General features: G+C 59.4%; 13 protein-coding genes. 8 read left to right on the top strand and 5 right to left on the bottom strand.

Annotated elements, in window-relative coordinates; translation table 11 throughout:
• Positions 1–42: 42 nt before the first annotated feature.
• The 4 genes from ACB031_RS04005 to ACB031_RS03990 all read right to left on the bottom strand — a co-directional run bounded on the left by ACB031_RS04005 (position 43) and on the right by ACB031_RS03990 (position 7,003).
• On the bottom strand, positions 43–1,713 hold the full coding sequence (locus ACB031_RS04005) for a LytS/YhcK type 5TM receptor domain-containing protein (protein ID WP_371139048.1): 1,671 nt from the start codon (positions 1,711–1,713) through the stop codon (positions 43–45).
• 353 nt (positions 1,714–2,066) lie between these two features.
• Positions 2,067–3,302: an HD-GYP domain-containing protein gene (locus ACB031_RS04000; protein WP_005302214.1), complete on the bottom strand. Its 1,236-nt coding sequence runs from the start codon at positions 3,300–3,302 to the stop codon at positions 2,067–2,069.
• A 109-nt stretch (positions 3,303–3,411) separates the two neighbouring features.
• The gene (gene adhE, locus ACB031_RS03995) at positions 3,412–6,075 is read right to left on the bottom strand and encodes a bifunctional acetaldehyde-CoA/alcohol dehydrogenase (protein ID WP_017784052.1); all 2,664 of its coding nucleotides are present in this window, start codon (positions 6,073–6,075) and stop codon (positions 3,412–3,414) included.
• 295 nt (positions 6,076–6,370) lie between these two features.
• Positions 6,371–7,003 carry a 2OG-Fe dioxygenase family protein gene (locus ACB031_RS03990; protein ID WP_026139035.1) on the bottom strand — a complete coding sequence of 211 codons (633 nt, stop codon included), beginning with the start codon at positions 7,001–7,003 and terminating at the stop codon, positions 6,371–6,373.
• A 269-nt stretch (positions 7,004–7,272) separates the two neighbouring features.
• Between ACB031_RS03990 and ACB031_RS03985 the strand changes: the two genes are divergently transcribed.
• From ACB031_RS03985 to ACB031_RS03955, 7 genes are all read left to right on the top strand, one after another.
• A complete protein-coding gene (locus tag ACB031_RS03985; RefSeq protein WP_005302204.1) occupies positions 7,273–7,908 on the top strand; it encodes a YchE family NAAT transporter in 636 nt (211 codons plus the stop codon).
• Positions 7,909–8,187: 279 nt separating this feature from the next.
• Positions 8,188–9,807, top strand: coding sequence for an ABC transporter substrate-binding protein (locus ACB031_RS03980; protein ID WP_017764221.1), 1,620 nt, complete (start codon positions 8,188–8,190; stop codon positions 9,805–9,807).
• A gap of 97 nt (positions 9,808–9,904) precedes the next feature.
• Positions 9,905–10,825 (top strand): oligopeptide ABC transporter permease OppB, encoded by a 921-nt coding sequence (gene oppB, locus ACB031_RS03975; RefSeq protein WP_005302198.1) that lies wholly within the window; start codon positions 9,905–9,907, stop codon positions 10,823–10,825.
• 14 nt (positions 10,826–10,839) lie between these two features.
• Entirely contained in the window at positions 10,840–11,751 is a 912-nt protein-coding gene (gene oppC / locus ACB031_RS03970; protein WP_005302192.1) for an oligopeptide ABC transporter permease OppC, read from the top strand.
• Between the two features lie 119 nt (positions 11,752–11,870).
• Entirely contained in the window at positions 11,871–12,851 is a 981-nt protein-coding gene (locus tag ACB031_RS03965; protein ID WP_005302188.1) for an ABC transporter ATP-binding protein, read from the top strand.
• Positions 12,852–13,847 (top strand): murein tripeptide/oligopeptide ABC transporter ATP binding protein OppF, encoded by a 996-nt coding sequence (oppF, locus tag ACB031_RS03960; RefSeq protein WP_005302185.1) that lies wholly within the window; start codon positions 12,852–12,854, stop codon positions 13,845–13,847.
• A 295-nt stretch (positions 13,848–14,142) separates the two neighbouring features.
• Positions 14,143–15,087 carry a TerC family protein gene (locus tag ACB031_RS03955; protein ID WP_371139047.1) on the top strand — a complete coding sequence of 315 codons (945 nt, stop codon included), beginning with the start codon at positions 14,143–14,145 and terminating at the stop codon, positions 15,085–15,087.
• 69 nt (positions 15,088–15,156) lie between these two features.
• Here ACB031_RS03955 and alr read toward each other — a convergent pair whose 3' ends face one another.
• The gene (gene alr, locus ACB031_RS03950; protein ID WP_219325530.1) at positions 15,157–16,383 is read right to left on the bottom strand and encodes an alanine racemase; all 1,227 of its coding nucleotides are present in this window, start codon (positions 16,381–16,383) and stop codon (positions 15,157–15,159) included.
• 190 nt (positions 16,384–16,573) lie between these two features.
• Between alr and ACB031_RS03945 the strand changes: the two genes are divergently transcribed.
• Entirely contained in the window at positions 16,574–17,020 is a 447-nt protein-coding gene (locus ACB031_RS03945; protein WP_252604505.1) for an isoprenylcysteine carboxylmethyltransferase family protein, read from the top strand.
• Positions 17,021–17,061 lie beyond the last annotated feature (41 nt).

The following is a 17,061-nucleotide window of genomic DNA, read 5'->3' as shown; positions in this document are numbered from 1 at the left end:
TGCGTGGCTGGGGGACAAAACTGGCTTGGTGTGACGGCCGGATCATGGCGCCTCCCTGGGCAGGGTGACGGAAACCCGGGTCCAGCAGTCGGGCTCGCAGCTGACGCTCAGGCCGTAGCGGTTGCCAAAAGCGCTCTTGAGGCGCCGATCCACCAGGGTCATGCCGAGCCCGTCACCGGCCGGTTTCTCCTGCCAGGTGCCGGCATTGTCCTCGACGTGAATGGTAACCCGATCCGTCGTCAGCTCGGTGTAGAGGCGAATGCGCCCCTGCTCCAGCAGGGTGGAGATGCCGTGCTTGATGGCATTTTCAATCAGTGGCTGCAGGGTGAAGCTCGGCAGCTTGAGGCCGGCGAGGTCGGGCGGGATGTCGTTTTGCACCGTCAGCCGGTCGCCAAAGCGGGCCAGCTCGATCTCCAGATAGGATTGGCAGTGCTCCTGCTCCTCCTGCAGGGTGGCCAGCCCGCTCTGGCGCTTGAGGTTCTTGCGAAAGAACAGGGAGAGGTGGAGCAGCAGCTGGCGCGCCCGCTCGGGCTCGCGCCGGGTGATGGCACTGATGGTGTTGAGGGTGTTGAACAGAAAGTGGGGGTTGATCTGGGCCTGCACCAGCTTGAGCTCGGACTGCACCAGCAGCCGCTGCTGCTGCTCCAGCCGGCCGGTCAGCAGCTGCTGGGAGAGCAGGTTGGCGATCCCTTCCCCCAGGGTGTGGTTGATCTTGAGAAACAGCCGCTTCTTGGGTTCATAGAGCTTGATGGTGCCGATCACCCCCTCGTCGCCGTGCAGCGGGATCACCAGCACAGAGCCGAGCTGGCACTGGGGCGAGATGCTGCAGCGGTAGGGCTGGCTGTTGCCGTCGGCAAACAGCACCTTGTTCTGGGCGATGGCCTGCATGGTGATGGCGGAGGTGATGGGGGTCCCCGGCTTGTGGTGATCCTCGCCGATGCCGATGAAGGCGAGGATCTTGTCGGTATCCGTGATGGCGACCGCACCGACCCCGGTCTCCTCCTGCACTATCTGGGCGATGCGGGTGCTGGCCTCGGGGGTAAAGCCCTGGCTCATGATCCCCACGGTGCGGTTGGCGATGGTGAGCGCCTTGGCGGAGAAGACCCGGGAGAACTTCTCGTACATCCGCTGCTGGTCGCGGATCATGCTGATGAAGAGGGCCGCACCGCAGGAGTTGGCGAGGATCATGGGGGTGGCGATGGTGCGCACCAGCAGCAGGGATTTGTCGAACGGGCTGGCTACCAGCAGGATGATCACCATCTGCATGATCTCGGCGTAGAGGGTGGTGAAGAAGGCGATGCGCGGCTCGAACAACGCATCCATCTTGCCTGCCCGCATCAGTCGCCAGTGCACCAGTCCGCCCAGCAAGCCTTCGCAGGTGGTGGAGATGGCGCAGGCGAGATCGGTGAACCCCCCCAGGGTATAACGGTGTATCCCGCCGGTCAGTCCCACCAGAAATCCCACCAGCGGGCCTCCCAGCAGTCCTCCCAGCACGGCGCCCACGGCGCGGGTATTGGCGATGGCATCGTCGATATCCAGTCCCACATAGGTACCCAGAATGCAGAAGCAGGAGAAGATGAGGTAGATCAGCACCTTGTGGGGCAGCCTGACCGAATAGTTGGTCAGTGGGCGCAGCAGCGGACTCTTGGAAAAGAGGTAGGCGATGACCAGACTGACGCTCATCTGTTGAAGCAGGGAGAGGACCAACTGCATAAAAAACGTTCCTCAGAGTCCGTGCCGAAAAAAGCGGCAGTCTTGAATAAATGTGATCAGGATCTTGTTCTGTGGGCCATTCTGGCCATAACGCCGGCGAAGTGTGCCAGAAACGCGGAATAAAACCATATCAAATCAGCATGTTAAATTGATATTTGTGTAATTGCCCAAGGATTGATATTGCTGAATTGAGCATGAATGTATCCGTTGGATACGCCACACGGAGGTGGCATGCTCCGCCCGACCAGCAGGTCGGGCGTTTTTTATCCAGGGGACGTGGCAAACCATTTTGAGGGTAATCGGGCAATTATTCAGGTTTGTCCAATGAGTTATCCCCAGCTTCTGGGGATAACTCAGAATGCAAAATAGTAACAGAAGCGTCGGGTCAGGTTGAAAAACAGCCGCTGCCCTTCGTCCAGATCTTCCTGCTTGAGAAAGGATTTGATGGTGCGCTCATCCTCCCGCAGGTCGACCATGGCCACCCCTTCCGGTCGTTGTGCCTTGATGTAGGGCAACACCTTGGGTTTGAGGGGCATGGTGGGTTCGGTGGAGAGCACCAGGGCCACCGAGTCGTCGGAGAGCAGCACCAGGGAGCCCGGCGGATAGACCCCCAGTACCTTGATCAGCAGCTTGACCAGATCCTGGTCGAATTTCTTCTGCGACAGCTTGTAGAGCTGGCTGATGGCCTGGCTCGGCGCCGCCGGTGTCGCGCTGTTGCGCGGGTGCAGCAGCTCGTCATAGTAATCCACCAACCCGATGATCCGTGCCAGCGGCGGGATCTCCCCCCCCTTGATGCCAAGGGGAAAGCCGCTGCCGTCGAGCCGCTCGTGATGCAGGTGGGCCACCTGACGGATCTTGGGCTCGAAGGCCTGCAACTGGGTCAGCATTTCCAGTCCGTACTGAGGGTGCATCTTGAGGAAGTTCTGCTCCGACTTGTTGAGTTCCCCCCGCTTCTGGGTGATCTGGGTCGGGATCTTCAGCTCGCCAATATCGTGTACCAACCCGGCCAGACCGGTCTCCTCGATCTCGATGGGAGTCATGCCCAGCTCCCGTGCCATCAACATGGCGATGAAGGCCACGTTCAGGCTGTGCTGCAGCAGGATGTCGGTATGGGGGCTGCGAATGAGGTGCAGCCCGAGTGGGCCCTCGTGGGCGCTGATGCGGGCGGCGGCATTGCGCACTATCTGCGCCGTGTTGGCGAGCCCTTCGTCCGGCTTGAGGTTGAGGGCGCCCAAGGCATCGCGCAGCTCGGACATGGACTGGCCGAAGGCCTTGTCGGCGGCGCGCAGGGAGCGGCGAAATGCCTTCTCGTCAAACGGGGGAGGGCCGCTATCCTCCGGCTCTTCGACAACGGAGAGATCGGGGCCTGGGCTCGGAATATCGCCACGCAACAGGGGCTCGAGAGGGAGGTCGCTCTTGTCGGGGTCGACCATCAGCAGATTGAGGTCAAGGTGGCGGATGATGTCGAGTTGCTGTTGATCCTTGATCTTGAAGGCATTGAACATAAAAGGGTGATTGGTCCATCCCGTGGGAAGATGGATATAGTGACCGACCCGCAACTGTTCTATGGATGCCTGTATCAGCGCCATACGCTCGCTCGCATTTCATGAATGCCTATGAACAAGCTAGCAAAATTAAGCAGATAGACAAACAAAAAAGCCCGCGCATGTGCGCGGGCTCTCTAGTCGACTCAGCTTATCAGGCTTTGGACTTCTTCTTGCCTTCTACTTTGGCATCAACCTTGGCGGCAGCTTGGGCCTCCTCGGTGAACGGACGGCCGTAGTAGGTGTCCAGCAGGATGGCTTTCAGCTCGCTGATCAGCGGGTAGCGCGGGTTGGCGCCGGTGCACTGGTCATCGAAGGCTTCCACTGCCAGCTGGTCAACCTTGGCCAGGAAGTCTGCCTCGGCGACGCCAGCTTCACGGATGGAGGCCGGGATACCCAGGGTCGCCTTCAGCTCGTCCAGCCATACCAGCAGCTTCTCGATCTTGGCGGCGGTACGGTCACCGGCGGCGGTCAGACCCAGGTGGTCGGCCACTTCGGCGTAGCGACGACGAGCCTGCGGACGGTCGTACTGGGAGAACGCGGTCTGCTTGGTCGGGTTGTCGTTCGCGTTGTAGCGGATGACGTTGCTGATCAGCAGGGCGTTGGCCAGGCCGTGCGGGATGTGGAACTCGGCACCCAGCTTGTGGGCCATGGAGTGGCACACACCCAGGAAGGCGTTGGCGAACGCGATACCGGCGATGGTGGCCGCGTTGTGTACCTTCTCACGAGCGATCGGGTCGTTGGCACCGTTCAGGTAGCTGGAGGGCAGGTAGTCCTTCAGCAGTTTCAGGGCTTGCAGTGCCTGACCGTCGGAGTACTCGTTGGCCAGCACGGAAACATAGGCTTCCATGGCGTGGGTCACGGCATCAATACCACCAAAGGCGCACAGGGACTTGGGCATGCCCATCACCAGGTTGGCGTCGACGATGGCCATGTTCGGGGTCAGCTCGTAGTCGGCCAGCGGGTATTTCACGCCGGTGGCGTCGTCGGTCACGACCGCAAACGGGGTCACTTCAGAACCGGTACCGGACGTGGTGGTGATGCAGACCAGTTCGGCCTTCACGCCCATTTTCGGGAACTTGTAGATACGCTTGCGGATGTCCATAAAGCGCATGGCCAGATCTTCGAACGCGGTGTTCGGGTGCTCGTACATCACCCACATGATCTTGGCCGCATCCATCGGTGAACCACCGCCCAGGGCGACGATCACGTCCGGCTTGAAGGAGTTGGCCATTTCGGCACCCTTGCGCACCACGGACAGGGTCGGGTCAGCTTCGACTTCGTAGAACACTTCCACTTCCATCTTCAGGCCCTTGAGCAGACGAACCACTTCGTCGGCGTAGCCGTTGTTGAACAGGAAGCGGTCGGTCACGATCATGGCGCGTTTCTTACCTTCCAGGTCGCCCAGGGCGATCGGCAGGGAGCCACGACGGAAGTAGATGGATTTCGGAAGTTTGTGCCACAGCATGTTTTCTGCCCGTTTTGCGACTGTCTTCTTGTTGATCAGGTGCTTGGGACCCACGTTTTCGGAGATGGAGTTGCCACCCCAGGAGCCGCAGCCCAGCGTCAGAGACGGTGCCATCGCGAAGTTGTACAGGTCACCGATACCACCCTGAGTGGTCGGGGTGTTGATCAGAATGCGGGCAGTCTTCATCTTGTCGCCGAAGTACTTGATGCGGTCGGCGTTGCGATCCTGGTCGGTATAGAGACCGGAGGTGTGGCCGATACCACCCAGGTTGACCATGTCGCAGGCCATCTCGACGGCTTCTTCGAAGTTCTTGGCACGGAACAGACCCAGGGTCGGGGAGAGCTTCTCGTGAGCGAACTCTTCCTCTTCACAGATCTTCACGCCTTCACCGATCAGGATCTTGGTGTTGGCAGGCACGGTGACGCCAGACATTTCAGCGATCTTGACCGCAGGCTGACCCACGATGTTGGCGTTCATGGCGCCGTTGATCAGGATGACCTTGCGGACCTTGTCGGCTTCTTCCTTGGACAGCACATAACCATTGTGAGTGGCGAAACGCTCTTTCACCTGGTCGTAGACGGAGTCGACCACGATGGCGGCTTGCTCGGAGGCACAGACTACGCCGTTGTCGAAGGTCTTGGACATCAGGATGGAGGCGACGGCACGCTTCACATCGGCGGTTTCGTCGATGACGACCGGTACGTTACCGGCACCTACGCCGATGGCGGGTTTGCCGGAGGAGTAGGCGGCCTTCACCATGCCCGGGCCACCGGTGGCCAGGATCAGGTTGATGTCGTTGTGCTTCATCAGGGCGTTGGAGAGCTCAACAGAGGGTTGGTCAATCCAGCCGATGATGTCTTTCGGTGCACCGGCGGCAATGGCTGCATCCAGTACCAGCTTGGCAGCGGTATTGGTGGAGTTTTTGGCACGGGGGTGCGGGGAGAAGATGATGGCGTTGCGGGTCTTCAGAGAGATCAGGGACTTGAAGATCGCGGTGGAGGTCGGGTTGGTGGTCGGTACGATACCGCAGATGATGCCTACCGGCTCGGCGATGGTGATGGTGCCCATCTCGTCATCTTCGCTGAGGATGCCGCAGGTCTTCTCTTCTTTGTACTTGTTGTAGATGTATTCGGAGGCGAAGTGGTTCTTGATAACCTTGTCTTCGATGATACCCATACCGGACTCTTCCACGGCCATCTGGGCCAGGGGGATACGGGCGTTGTTGGCGGCCAGGGCGGCGGCACGGAAGATCTTGTCTACCTGCTCTTGCGAGAAGCTGGCGAATTCACGCTGCGCTTCTTTGACGCGGGCAACCAGTGCATCCAGTTCAGCCAAATTGGTTACTGCCATGTTTATCTCCTGATGATTTGAAAACTGTTTAGTAAGACCTTGGCAATGCCCGGCAATTATAGATGCCCTGTCAAGAACAGAATCACCACAACGGGGTATTTACATGCCTTACTAAATCGCTTTCTGAGTCGATTATAGAGCGGGGCTGACTCAGAAAAACTTGATCTGGATCATGTGTAACAAAAGAACAAAAGAAATTTTGTTTCACAATACATGTTTGCCAGATGTTGCGCAGTTGTTTAGTGAGCCAGAGGCGGGATGAATGGTGCGTGAACAGGGGCTCACGCGCCATTTTTCAAGCAGTTAGCACGATCACGTCCCAATGTCCCCGGTCCGTGCCCAGGGGCAGAATGGGGGCGGCATTGTGATAGAAACGGCGATCATCCAGGATCAGATACTCACCGACGTTTAATTGTTGTTGGAAAAATGGTTGTTCTTTTAATCCATGATAGAGCTGCAAGGCGCCGCCGCTGACCCCTTCGCTGCCGCAGAAGAAGACCCCGATGAAGTCAAAGCCATCCTGGTGCACCCCCTCCGGCGCGGGCGGGACGCTCTCTCCTTCACCGGTGACGATGCGCATTTGGTGAATGCCGATGGCCTGACCGTCTTCCAGCCGGGTGTGGCGGGCGAACAGTTTCAGCAGCTGTATAAAGGAGGGATGAGCGACGAAGGCAGGCTCCAGCTCGGCATAGGTTCTGGGCACATCCCCCAGAAACTTGTTGATGGCGGCCGCCTGAAAGAAGACGCCGTTGTCGAGGGGCTGAAAGCGGGAGCCCTCCTTCTCCACCCGGCCGTAGCGGCGCTGGCGAAAGCTGCCCTGAATGTAGGGATCAACCGGCAGTCGCCCGAAGAAGCTAAGCAATGGGTTCAGGGTGCCTGCGGGCAGTGCATCCAGGTGCCACTGCAACTTGATGTCCGTATCAATCATCACGAAATCCTTGTTTGCTGAGATGAAATGTTGCGGCCAAACTCCATGGCCAGATAAAACTCGAAGCGATTTTATCAGAGTGTTAAATTGCGACAATCTTTATTAACAACTCAATCTGTCGAATTTTGTCGATGCATTAGAGGAACTAACTGAAAAGCCACGGAAAGGGTGAGATTATTTGATTGGTGAAGGTTTCGGGCATGATGTAAATTTACGCTCGGTTTATCGGGGTGGCCCACAGGGCCTCGTACTACTTCTGGATGGCGCCTATGGCAGCGATTGACGTCTCTTTATATCTGAAGTTTTTCATCGGTTTGTTTGCGATCATCAACCCGCTCGGCTTGCTGCCTGTGTTCGTCAGCCTGACCAGCCATCAGACGCCGGAAGAGCGGATGAAGACCAACACCACCGCCAACATTGCGGTGATGATCATCCTGCTGGTCTCCATGTCCATGGGGCAACTGATCCTGGACGGGTTTGGCATCTCGCTGGCCTCCTTTCGCATCGCCGGCGGCTCGCTCATCACCCTGATCGCCTGGTCCATGCTGCAGGGCAAGCTGGGGGAGGTGAAGCACAACAAACAGGAGAAAGGGGAACTGGCCGCGCGGGAATCTGTCGCTGTGGTGCCGCTGGCGCTGCCGTTGATGGCGGGCCCCGGTGCCATCTCCTCTTCCATCGTCTACGCCAGCCAGAGCACCTGGTCCCAGATGCTGGGCATGTCGCTGGTGGTGATGGTGTTTGCCTTCTGCTCCTGGTTGATATTCCGCGCCGCCCCCCTGCTGTTCAAGGTGATGGGCAACACCGGCATCAACGTGGTGACCCGGATCATGGGTCTCATCATGATGTCGCTAGGTATCGAGATCATGGTGGCGGGGATCAAGGGGGTCTTCCCCGGATTGATGTGATTCAGGTCTGTTTTGTTGGAGCCGGTCCTTGTGACCGGCTTTTTATTGTTTCTTTTTTGTTGGTCATTTCCTAGAATCGAGCGGGTTTGTATAAAAAACGTCCATCACGGGATATTTAAATTCTGAATAATTGGTCAAAAGCTGCTTTTTTGACCATGAAGTCCAGTCCTGCCTGACGATATCTATTGCATTATCAGAAATGTCAGGGAATTATGCTGGCAGCGGGGTACTTATCTCGTTGATGGAAAAATGCATGGAATGTTCTTGTGGAGTATGGAAATGACTCATAAAAAAACAATGATTAATACCCTATTGGTGGCAGCTCTGTTTGGCGGTGTCAACGCGGCACAAGCCGCCGATGTGCCCGCAGGTACCAAGCTGGCTGAGGTTCAGCAGCTGGTGAAAGGCAACGGCTCCGAGCCCGCAACTCTCGACCCGCATAAAACCGAAGGAACGGTTGAATCCAATATTCTGCGTGACCTGTTCGAAGGTCTCGTCTCCTCCGGCCCCAAGGGTGAAGTGCTCCCCGCCATGGCCGAGTCCTGGGAAACCAAGGACAACAAACACTTCGTCTTCCACCTGCGCAAAAACGCCAAGTGGTCCAACGGGGATCCGGTCACTGCCCACGACTTCGAATATGCCTTCAAACGGGCCGTCGATCCGAAAACCGCCTCTCCCTACTCCTGGTATCTGGAGATCCCGACCATCGTCAACGCCTCCGACATCATTGCCGGCAAGAAGCCGTCAGATACGCTGGGCGTGAAGGCGGTGGACGACTACACCTTCGAGGTGCAGCTGGAGAAGGCGGTGCCTTACTTTGTCAGCATGCTCTCCCACACCACCACCTACCCGGTGCCGAAGAAGGTGATCGAGAAGTTCGGTGACAAGTGGACCCAGCCCGGCAACATGGTATCCAACGGCGCCTATGTGCTGAAGGATTGGGTGGTCAACGAGCGCGTCGACGTCGAGCGCAACAAAAACTACTGGAACGACGCCAAGACCGTCATCAACAAGGTGACCTATCTGCCGATCCAGTCCACCAACGCCGAGTTGAACCGTTACCTGGCCGGCGAAGTGGATCTCACCTACAACATGCCCATCGAGCGTTTCAAGCAGATGAAGAAGGATCTGCCGAACGAGGTGAAGGTGAGCGGCTACGTCGGTACCTACTACTACCAGTACAACTTCAAGAAGAAGCCGTTTGATGACGTGCGGGTGCGTACCGCGCTCTCCTACGCCATCGACCGCAACGTGATCGCCGACAAGGTGATGGGCAAGGGGGAAACCCCGGGCTACACCCTGGTCCCTGATTTCGTGGACGGCTTCAAGCCGGTGGCGCCGGCCTGGTCCAAGCTGACCCAGGCAGAGCGCGATGCCAAGGCGAAAGAGCTGCTGACCGAAGCCGGTTTCGGCCCGGGCAAACCGCTCAAGTTCGAGCTGCTCTACAACACCGACGACAACCACAAGAAGGTGGCGGTTGCCGTGGCCTCCATGTGGAAGAAGCTGGGCGTGCAGGTGAGCCTGGTCAACCAGGAGTGGAAAACCTACCTGGAGACCAAGAAACAGGGTCAGTTTGACGTGGGCCGTGCCGGCTGGATCGCCGACTACAACGAAGCCTCCTCCATGCTGGATCTGATGCAGACCACCCACGGCAACAACGACGGCAAATACTCCAACCTGGCGTTCGACAAGCTGATGAACGAGTCGCGCAACCAGGTGGATGCCGAGGCGCGCAACAAGCTCTACGTCCAGGCTGAAGAGATCCTGGCCAAGGACATGCCGATTGCCCCCATCTATCAGTACGTGACTTCCCGTATGGTCAAGCCCTACGTGGGCGGCTATCCGGCCAACCCGCTGGACAACCTGTACAGCAAAGACATGTACATCATCGCCCACTGATTTTCGTTACAAGTCGCATAACAAGCAGGGCCCGCCAGACGGCGGGCCTTTATTACAACCGCGACCCTTTGGAAGCAGTACAGGACAGGAATTGTCTATGTTGAAATTCATTTTTAAACGTCTACTGGAAGCGATCCCGACTCTGCTGGTCTTGATCACCGTCTCCTTCTTCATGATGCGTTTCGCGCCGGGTAACCCCTTCAGCAGCGAACGTACCCTGCCACCCGAAGTGATGGCCAACATCGAAGCCAAATATGGCCTCGACAAGCCGATCGGGGTGCAATATCTCACCTATCTGGGCAACCTGGTGCAGGGGGATCTCGGTCCTTCCTTCAAGTACAAGGACTTCACCGTCAATGATCTGGTGAGCCAGGCACTGCCGGTTTCCGCCAAGATAGGCTCCTTCGCCTTTCTGTTTGCGGTGACGCTGGGGGTCACCTTCGGCACCATTGCCGCCCTCAAACAGAATACCGTCATCGACTACCTGTTGATGTCGTCGGCCATGGCCGGGGTGGTGATCCCGGGCTTTGTGCTGGCGCCCCTGCTGGTGCTGTTCTTCAGTATCCATCTGGGCTGGTTCCCGGCCGGTGGCTGGCAGGGTGGTGGAGTGCAGTTCATGGTGCTGCCGGTGTTCGGCATGATGATGTATTACATCTCCGCCATCTCGCGGATCATGCGGGGCAGCATGATCGAGACAATGAACTCCAACTTCATCCGTACCGCCCGCGCCAAGGGACTGCCGCTGCGCCACATCATCCTGAAACACGCGCTGCGCCCGGCCATGCTGCCGGTGGTCTCCTACCTGGGCCCGGCCTTCGTCGGCATCATCACGGGTTCCGTGGTGATCGAGACCATCTTCGGTCTGCCGGGGATTGGCCAGCTGTTCGTCAACGGTGCTCTCAACCGTGATTACTCCATGGTGCTCGGTCTGACCATTCTGGTCGGTGCCCTCACCATCACCTTTAACGCCGTGGTCGATATTCTCTATGCCTTTATCGATCCCAAGATCCGTTACTAAGCCGGGAGTACATCATGGTTGTCACAACTGAAAAACGCGAAGCCATCGAGGCGTTCGCCCAGAAAGTGGAAGTGGTGGAAGGACGCTCCCTGTGGAAGGATGCCCGTCGCCGTTTCCTGCGCAACAAGGCGGCCCTGACCAGCCTTATCATTCTCTCCATCATCGGCCTGGCGGTAATAGTGGGGCCCCATCTGTCCCAGTACACCTTCGACGATCCTGACTGGGGCGCCATGCAGACCGGCCCCGACATGGAGACCGGCCACTGGTTCGGCACCGACAGCCTGGGGCGCGATCTGTTCGTGCGCACCCTGCTTGGCGGGCGCATCTCGCTGATGGTCGGCATCATGGGGGCCATGGTGGCCGTCATCATCGGCACCCTGTATGGCGCGGCATCCGGTTTCATCGGCGGTCGGGTCGACAGCCTGATGATGCGGGTACTGGAGATCCTCAACGCCTTCCCCTTCATGTTCTTCGTGATCATGCTGGTGACCTTCTTCGGCCGCAACCTGGCGCTCATCTTCATCGCCATTGGTGCGGTGAGCTGGCTCGACATGGCGCGGATCGTCCGTGGTCAGACCCTGAGCCTCAAGAGCAAGGAGTTCATCGAGGCGGCCCATGTCTGCGGCGTCTCCAAGTGGAAGATCATCACCCGTCACATCGTGCCCAACGTGCTGGGAATAGTGGCGGTCTACGCCACCCTGCTGGTGCCGGGCATGATCATGTTCGAATCCTTCCTGAGCTTCCTGGGGCTGGGGGTGCAAGAGCCCATGACCAGCTGGGGCGCCCTGCTGGATGAAGGCTCCAAGTCGATGGAAGTGGCCATCTGGCAACTCCTGTTCCCCGCCGGTTTCATGGTGGTGACCCTGTTTTGCTTCAACTTCCTCGGGGATGGTCTGCGTGACGCCCTCGATCCGAAGGATCGCTGATAAAGCGGCGGAAAGAGCGTTGGAACAACGCGCCGAAGGGCCGCACAGTGCGGCTCAATCGGGCGGACAGCGCATCGGATCGACAGGAAAACGTCACGAAAGATCGATAAGGAGTTTTTATGAAGTTACTGGATGTAAAAGATCTGCGGGTCGAGTTCAAGACCCCGGACGGCAATGTGGTGGCGGTCAACGACCTCAACTTCTCTCTCTCTGCCGGCGAGACCCTGGGCATCGTCGGGGAGTCCGGTTCGGGCAAGTCCCAGACCGCGTTCGCCATCATGGGGCTGCTAGCCAAGAACGGCATCATCACAGGGTCTGCCAAGTTTCAGGGCGACGAGATCCTCAATCTGCCGGAGCACAAGCTCAACAAGATCCGCTCCGAGAAGATCGCCATGATCTTCCAGGACCCCATGACCTCGCTCAACCCCTACATGAAGGTGAAGGATCAGCTGATGGAAGTGCTGATGCTGCACAAGGGGGTCAGCAAGGCCGAGGCGTTCGAGGAGTCGGTGCGCATGCTGGATGCGGTGAAGATCCCCGAGGCGCGCAAGCGGATGGGGATGTATCCGCACGAGTTCTCCGGCGGCATGCGCCAGCGGGTGATGATCGCCATGGCGCTGTTGTGCCGGCCGCAACTGCTCATCGCCGATGAACCGACCACGGCGCTGGACGTGACGGTACAGGCCCAGATCATGACCCTGATGAACGAGCTCAAGCGCGAGTTCAACACCGCCATCATCATGATCACCCATGACCTTGGCGTGGTGGCCGGCATCTGCGACAAGGTGCTGGTGATGTACGCCGGCCGTACCATGGAGTACGGCAAGGTCAACGACATCTTCTATCGCCCGAGCCACCCCTATACCGAAGGCTTGCTGCGCGCCATTCCCCGCCTCGATACCGAAGGGGAAGTGCTGCCCACCATCCCGGGCAATCCGCCCAACCTGCTGCGTCTGCCCACCGGCTGCCCCTTCCAGGAGCGTTGTCACCGGGTGAGCGAGATTTGCGGCCGGCAATCCCCAGTTCTGACGCCGTTCAACGACGGCCGGGAGCGGGCCTGCCACTGGGTATCGGATGCCATTATCAAGGGAGTGAACTAAATGGGGACTGACAAGAAACTGCTGCTGGAAGTGTCCGACCTCAAGGTCCACTTCAGCATCAAGAGTGACAAGGCCTGGCCCTGGGCCAAACCCTCCGCCCTGAAGGCGGTGGACGGGGTGACCCTGCGCCTCTACGAAGGGGAGACCCTGGGCGTGGTGGGGGAGTCCGGTTGCGGCAAGTCCACCTTCGCCCGGGCGCTGATCGGCCTGGTGCCGGCCACCGACGGCAAGGTGGTGTGGCTCGGCAACGATCTGACCAAGCTCGACCAGAAGGCGCTGCGCGAGAAGCGCAAGGAGATCCAGATGATCTTCCAGGATCCACTGGCCTCCCTCAACCCGCGCATGACCATAGGCGACATCATCGCCGAGCCCCTCATCACCTTCTACCCGGCCCTGCCGAAAGAGGAAGTGAAGGAGAAGGTGCGCGCCATGATGAGCAAGGTGGGGCTCTTGCCCAACCTGGTCAACCGCTACCCCCACGAGTTCTCCGGCGGTCAGTGCCAGCGCATCGGCATCGCCCGGGCGCTGATCCTCGAGCCCAAGATGATCATCTGTGACGAGCCGGTGTCGGCGCTGGATGTGTCGATCCAGGCCCAGGTGGTGAACCTGCTCAAGTCCATCCAGAAGGAGATGGGGCTGTCGCTCATCTTCATTGCCCACGACCTGTCGGTGGTCAAGCACATCTCCGACCGGGTGCTGGTGATGTATCTGGGCAATGCGGTGGAGCTGGGGACCGGCAAGGAGATCTTCGCCAACCCCTTGCACCCCTATACCAAGGCGCTGATGTCGGCGGTGCCCATTCCGGATCCGGATCTGGAACGCAGCAAGACCATCCAGATCCTGGAAGGGGAGCTGCCATCGCCGATGAATCCGCCCTCAGGCTGCGTGTTTCGTACCCGCTGCCCGGTGGCCGGTCCGGAGTGTGCCAAGACCCGGCCTCAGCTTGAGGGCAACTTCGACCATGCGGTCTCCTGCCTCAAGGCGGATCCGCTCTGAGGATGAGCAGGCAGAACAGGGCGCCCGGGTGGCGCCCTGTTTTTTTGCAGCCGGCATGAAGATGCCTCTTGGCGTTATCTTTTTCCGCTGTTACTATCCGCGCAACAAGGGGAGTAACTTCTCGCCGGTTTGTCGTCATTACGGTGCACCCATATCCTGCAGTGCACCCGGCAGCCGGGCAGTCGATGAAAATCGGCTGTAAGTGAGACCTTGCCGAGAGGCAAGGTGTATCTGCTCCAGACGCGAACCCACTGCCTCCCGGCCGTGGGTTTTGTCGTTTTTGGGAGAAGTGAAAATGGGTGAATGGTGGATGTGGGCCGGTTTCTTCAGCATAGTGCTGGTCCTGTTATGGATTGATATCCGCTTTGTCGGCGGCGGCAAGGCGCACAAGGTGTCGCTGAAAGAGGCAGGTGTCTGGTCCCTCATCTGGATCAGCGTGGCGCTCCTCTTCAACCTGGCCATCTGGTTCTGGCTGGATCACAGCGCAGGCCGTGAAATTGCCAACCAGAAGGGGCTGGAGTTTCTCACCGGCTACCTCATCGAGAAGGCGCTGGCGGTGGACAACGTCTTTGTCTGGCTGATGCTGTTCGGCTACTTTGCCATTCCGGCCGAGCTGCAGCGCCGGGTGCTGCTGTACGGGGTACTGGGTGCCATCGTGATGCGGGCCGGGATGGTGTTCGCCGGCAGCTGGCTCATCGAGCAGTTCCACTGGATCCTCTACCTGTTCGGCGCCTTCCTGCTGCTGACCGGGGTCAAGATGCTGTGGGCGGCCGACAAGGAGCCAGATCTCGCCAACAACCCGCTGCTGGGCTGGATGCGCCGCCGCTTCAAGGTGACGGAGACCCTGGAGGGGGAGAACTTCTTCGTCTGGCGCGATGGGGTGCGCTACGCCACGCCGCTGCTGCTCATTCTGGTGCTGGTAGAGGTGAGCGATCTCATCTTCGCGGTGGACAGCATCCCGGCCATCTTCGCGGTGACCACGGATCCCTTCATCGTGCTGACCTCCAACATCTTCGCCATCATGGGTCTGCGTGCCATGTACTTCTTGCTGGCCGGCGTGGCCGAGCGCTTCGCCCTGCTCAAATACGGCCTGGCACTGATCCTGATGTTTATCGGGGTCAAGATGCTGCTGCTGGATGTGTTCAAGATCCCGACCGGCATAGCGCTCGGTGTGGTCGCGCTGATCCTGCTGGCCTCCATGGGGCTGAGCCTCTGGGTGACCCGCAAGAAAGCCGCTTGAACGCGGCAGACTATAAAGCACTGACAACAAGGGCTCCCGCGGGAGCCCTTTTTTATGGCAAAGAGTGGCTTAGCGCTTGATCTTCTTGGGGTTGGTGTAGCCCCAGATGGTGTACATGTCCGCCAAGAGGGCGCCGTTGTACTCCTCGAGATCCGCCTGTTTCACCTCGGCCTCACCCTGGCGGCCGAACAGCACCACCTCGTCACCGGGTTTGACCCCCTTCAGATCGGTCACGTCCACCATGATGGTGTTCATGGAAGTCTTGCCGACGACCGGCACCTTCTGGCCCTGGATCAGCACATAGGCCTTGTTGCTCAGCGCCCGGCGATAGCCGTCGGAGTAGCCCAGCGGCAGGTTGGCGAGCCAGGAGTCGCGCTTGAGGGTGAAGGTGCGGTCATAACCGACGGTGTTGCCGGCCGGGTAGTGGTTGACGGAGGCAACCTGGGTCTTGAACGCCATCACCCGCTTGTACTCGGTGTAGGAGGGGATGGAGTCACCGTACAGCAGGCCGCCTGGGCGCACCATGTCGAAGTAGGCGTCCGGCACTTCCAGGGTGGCGAAGGAGTTGGCGGCGTGGATGGTGATCTTGCTGCGATCCAGCTTGCCCGCTTCCAGCAGCCACTGGGAGTCCAGCTTGAACTGGGCCAGACCCATCTTGACGTCCTCTTTCTCCTCCACCGGGAAGTGGGTCATGATGCCGACCGGGGTGATCCCCTTGAGCTTGAGCATGGCCAGCGCGTCTTCCTTGGAATCAGCCAGGCGCAGATCGATGCCGTTGCGGCTCATGCCGGCGGAGTTGAGTGCGATGTGCACCGGGATATTGGTGTGGTGGCGCTGGGCGATGTCGGCGATGCCCTGGGCACTCACCAGGCTGCCAACCAGCTCCTCCATCTTGTAGGGCAGGGCCTGCTCAACCTCATCCGGGGTGGCGGCACGTACCCGCATCAGGCGGCCGCTGAAGCCCTTCTCGCGGGCCACACGGGCCTCTTCGTTGCTGGCGATGCCGATGCAGGGAATGCCCGCCTTGACCACCGAGGGGACCAGCAGGTCGATGCCGTGGCCGTAGGCGTCCGCCTTCATGATGGCGCAGATCTTCGGCCCCTTGTCGCCGAGGCGATCCTTGAGGGTCTGGATGTTGTGCTCGAAGGCGCCGAGATCAACTTCCAGCCAGGCATTGCTGGCGGTCTGCACTTCGCCGTTGCGGTGATCGCTGGCGAGCGGCAGATAGGGGGCTGCGACGGCCTGACCGGCCAGCAGGCCCAGGATCAGGGTGGCCAGCAGTGTCTTCTTGTGCATGGGGTGGTTCCTTTCTTTATTGTTTGGGTTGAGGCGCATGACGGTCAGCGGGTGACCGTTTTCATGCAGATGGGATAAAGTGTAGCCAAGGCATTGTTATCGTTATGAACTTTGTCAATTTTCCACGGCGCTTTCCCGCCGGGGAGTGTAACGCAAGGTGCCGATCGTGGCACCTTCCGGGAGCCAATAGATGATGAGTCTTGAGTGTCGGGTACCACCGTTGCTGCTGTTTGGCCTGATCGTGGCGGCCATGCTGGGATGGGGCGCGGGTGACGTGAACGGTGGCTGGCCGCTGCCGGCCCTGTTGCTGGCCATGCTCGGCAGCCTGTTCGGGCTGGGAGGCGTGCTGCGCTTTCGCCGCCAGGGCACCACGGTGACACCGCTGCACCCGGCGCAGGCCAGTGCGCTGGTCACCGGGGGGATCTTTCGTGTCAGCCGCAACCCCATGTACCTGGGGCTGCTCTGCTGGACCATGGCGCTGGCCTGTTATCTGGGCGGGCTGGTGGTGTGGCTCGGTCCGCTGCTGCTGTGGGGCTGGCTCAGCCGCTGGCAGATAGTACCGGAGGAGCGGGCGCTGCAGGGGCGCTTTGGCGAGGCCTATGCCGATTACTGCCGGCGGGTGCGGCGCTGGTGCTAGGGAGCGTGCTGTTGCCATGAGGCACAAGAAAACGGCCCGCA

The sequence above is a fragment of the Aeromonas sp. S8(2024) genome (assembly GCF_041403085.1).
GTDB classification, from domain to species: domain Bacteria; phylum Pseudomonadota; class Gammaproteobacteria; order Enterobacterales; family Aeromonadaceae; genus Aeromonas; species Aeromonas dhakensis.
Note: the sequence above shows the minus strand (reverse complement) of the source record. Positions and strands in the feature narration are given on the sequence as shown.

Bases quoted from the DNA above. Each gene is read 5' to 3' on its own strand.
- ACB031_RS04005 (WP_371139048.1), bottom strand. From the start codon at position 1,713: ATGCAGTTGGTCCTCTCCCTGCTTCAACAGATGAGCGTCAGTCTGGTC.
- ACB031_RS04000 (WP_005302214.1), bottom strand. From the start codon at position 3,302: ATGGCGCTGATACAGGCATCCATAGAACAGTTGCGGGTCGGTCACTAT.
- adhE (WP_017784052.1), bottom strand. From the start codon at position 6,075: ATGGCAGTAACCAATTTGGCTGAACTGGATGCACTGGTTGCCCGCGTC.
- ACB031_RS03990 (WP_026139035.1), bottom strand. From the start codon at position 7,003: ATGATTGATACGGACATCAAGTTGCAGTGGCACCTGGATGCACTGCCC.
- ACB031_RS03985 (WP_005302204.1), top strand. From the start codon at position 7,273: ATGGCAGCGATTGACGTCTCTTTATATCTGAAGTTTTTCATCGGTTTG.
- ACB031_RS03980 (WP_017764221.1), top strand. From the start codon at position 8,188: ATGACTCATAAAAAAACAATGATTAATACCCTATTGGTGGCAGCTCTG.
- oppB (WP_005302198.1), top strand. From the start codon at position 9,905: ATGTTGAAATTCATTTTTAAACGTCTACTGGAAGCGATCCCGACTCTG.
- oppC (WP_005302192.1), top strand. From the start codon at position 10,840: ATGGTTGTCACAACTGAAAAACGCGAAGCCATCGAGGCGTTCGCCCAG.
- ACB031_RS03965 (WP_005302188.1), top strand. From the start codon at position 11,871: ATGAAGTTACTGGATGTAAAAGATCTGCGGGTCGAGTTCAAGACCCCG.
- oppF (WP_005302185.1), top strand. From the start codon at position 12,852: ATGGGGACTGACAAGAAACTGCTGCTGGAAGTGTCCGACCTCAAGGTC.
- ACB031_RS03955 (WP_371139047.1), top strand. From the start codon at position 14,143: ATGGGTGAATGGTGGATGTGGGCCGGTTTCTTCAGCATAGTGCTGGTC.
- alr (WP_219325530.1), bottom strand. From the start codon at position 16,383: ATGCACAAGAAGACACTGCTGGCCACCCTGATCCTGGGCCTGCTGGCC.
- ACB031_RS03945 (WP_252604505.1), top strand. From the start codon at position 16,574: ATGATGAGTCTTGAGTGTCGGGTACCACCGTTGCTGCTGTTTGGCCTG.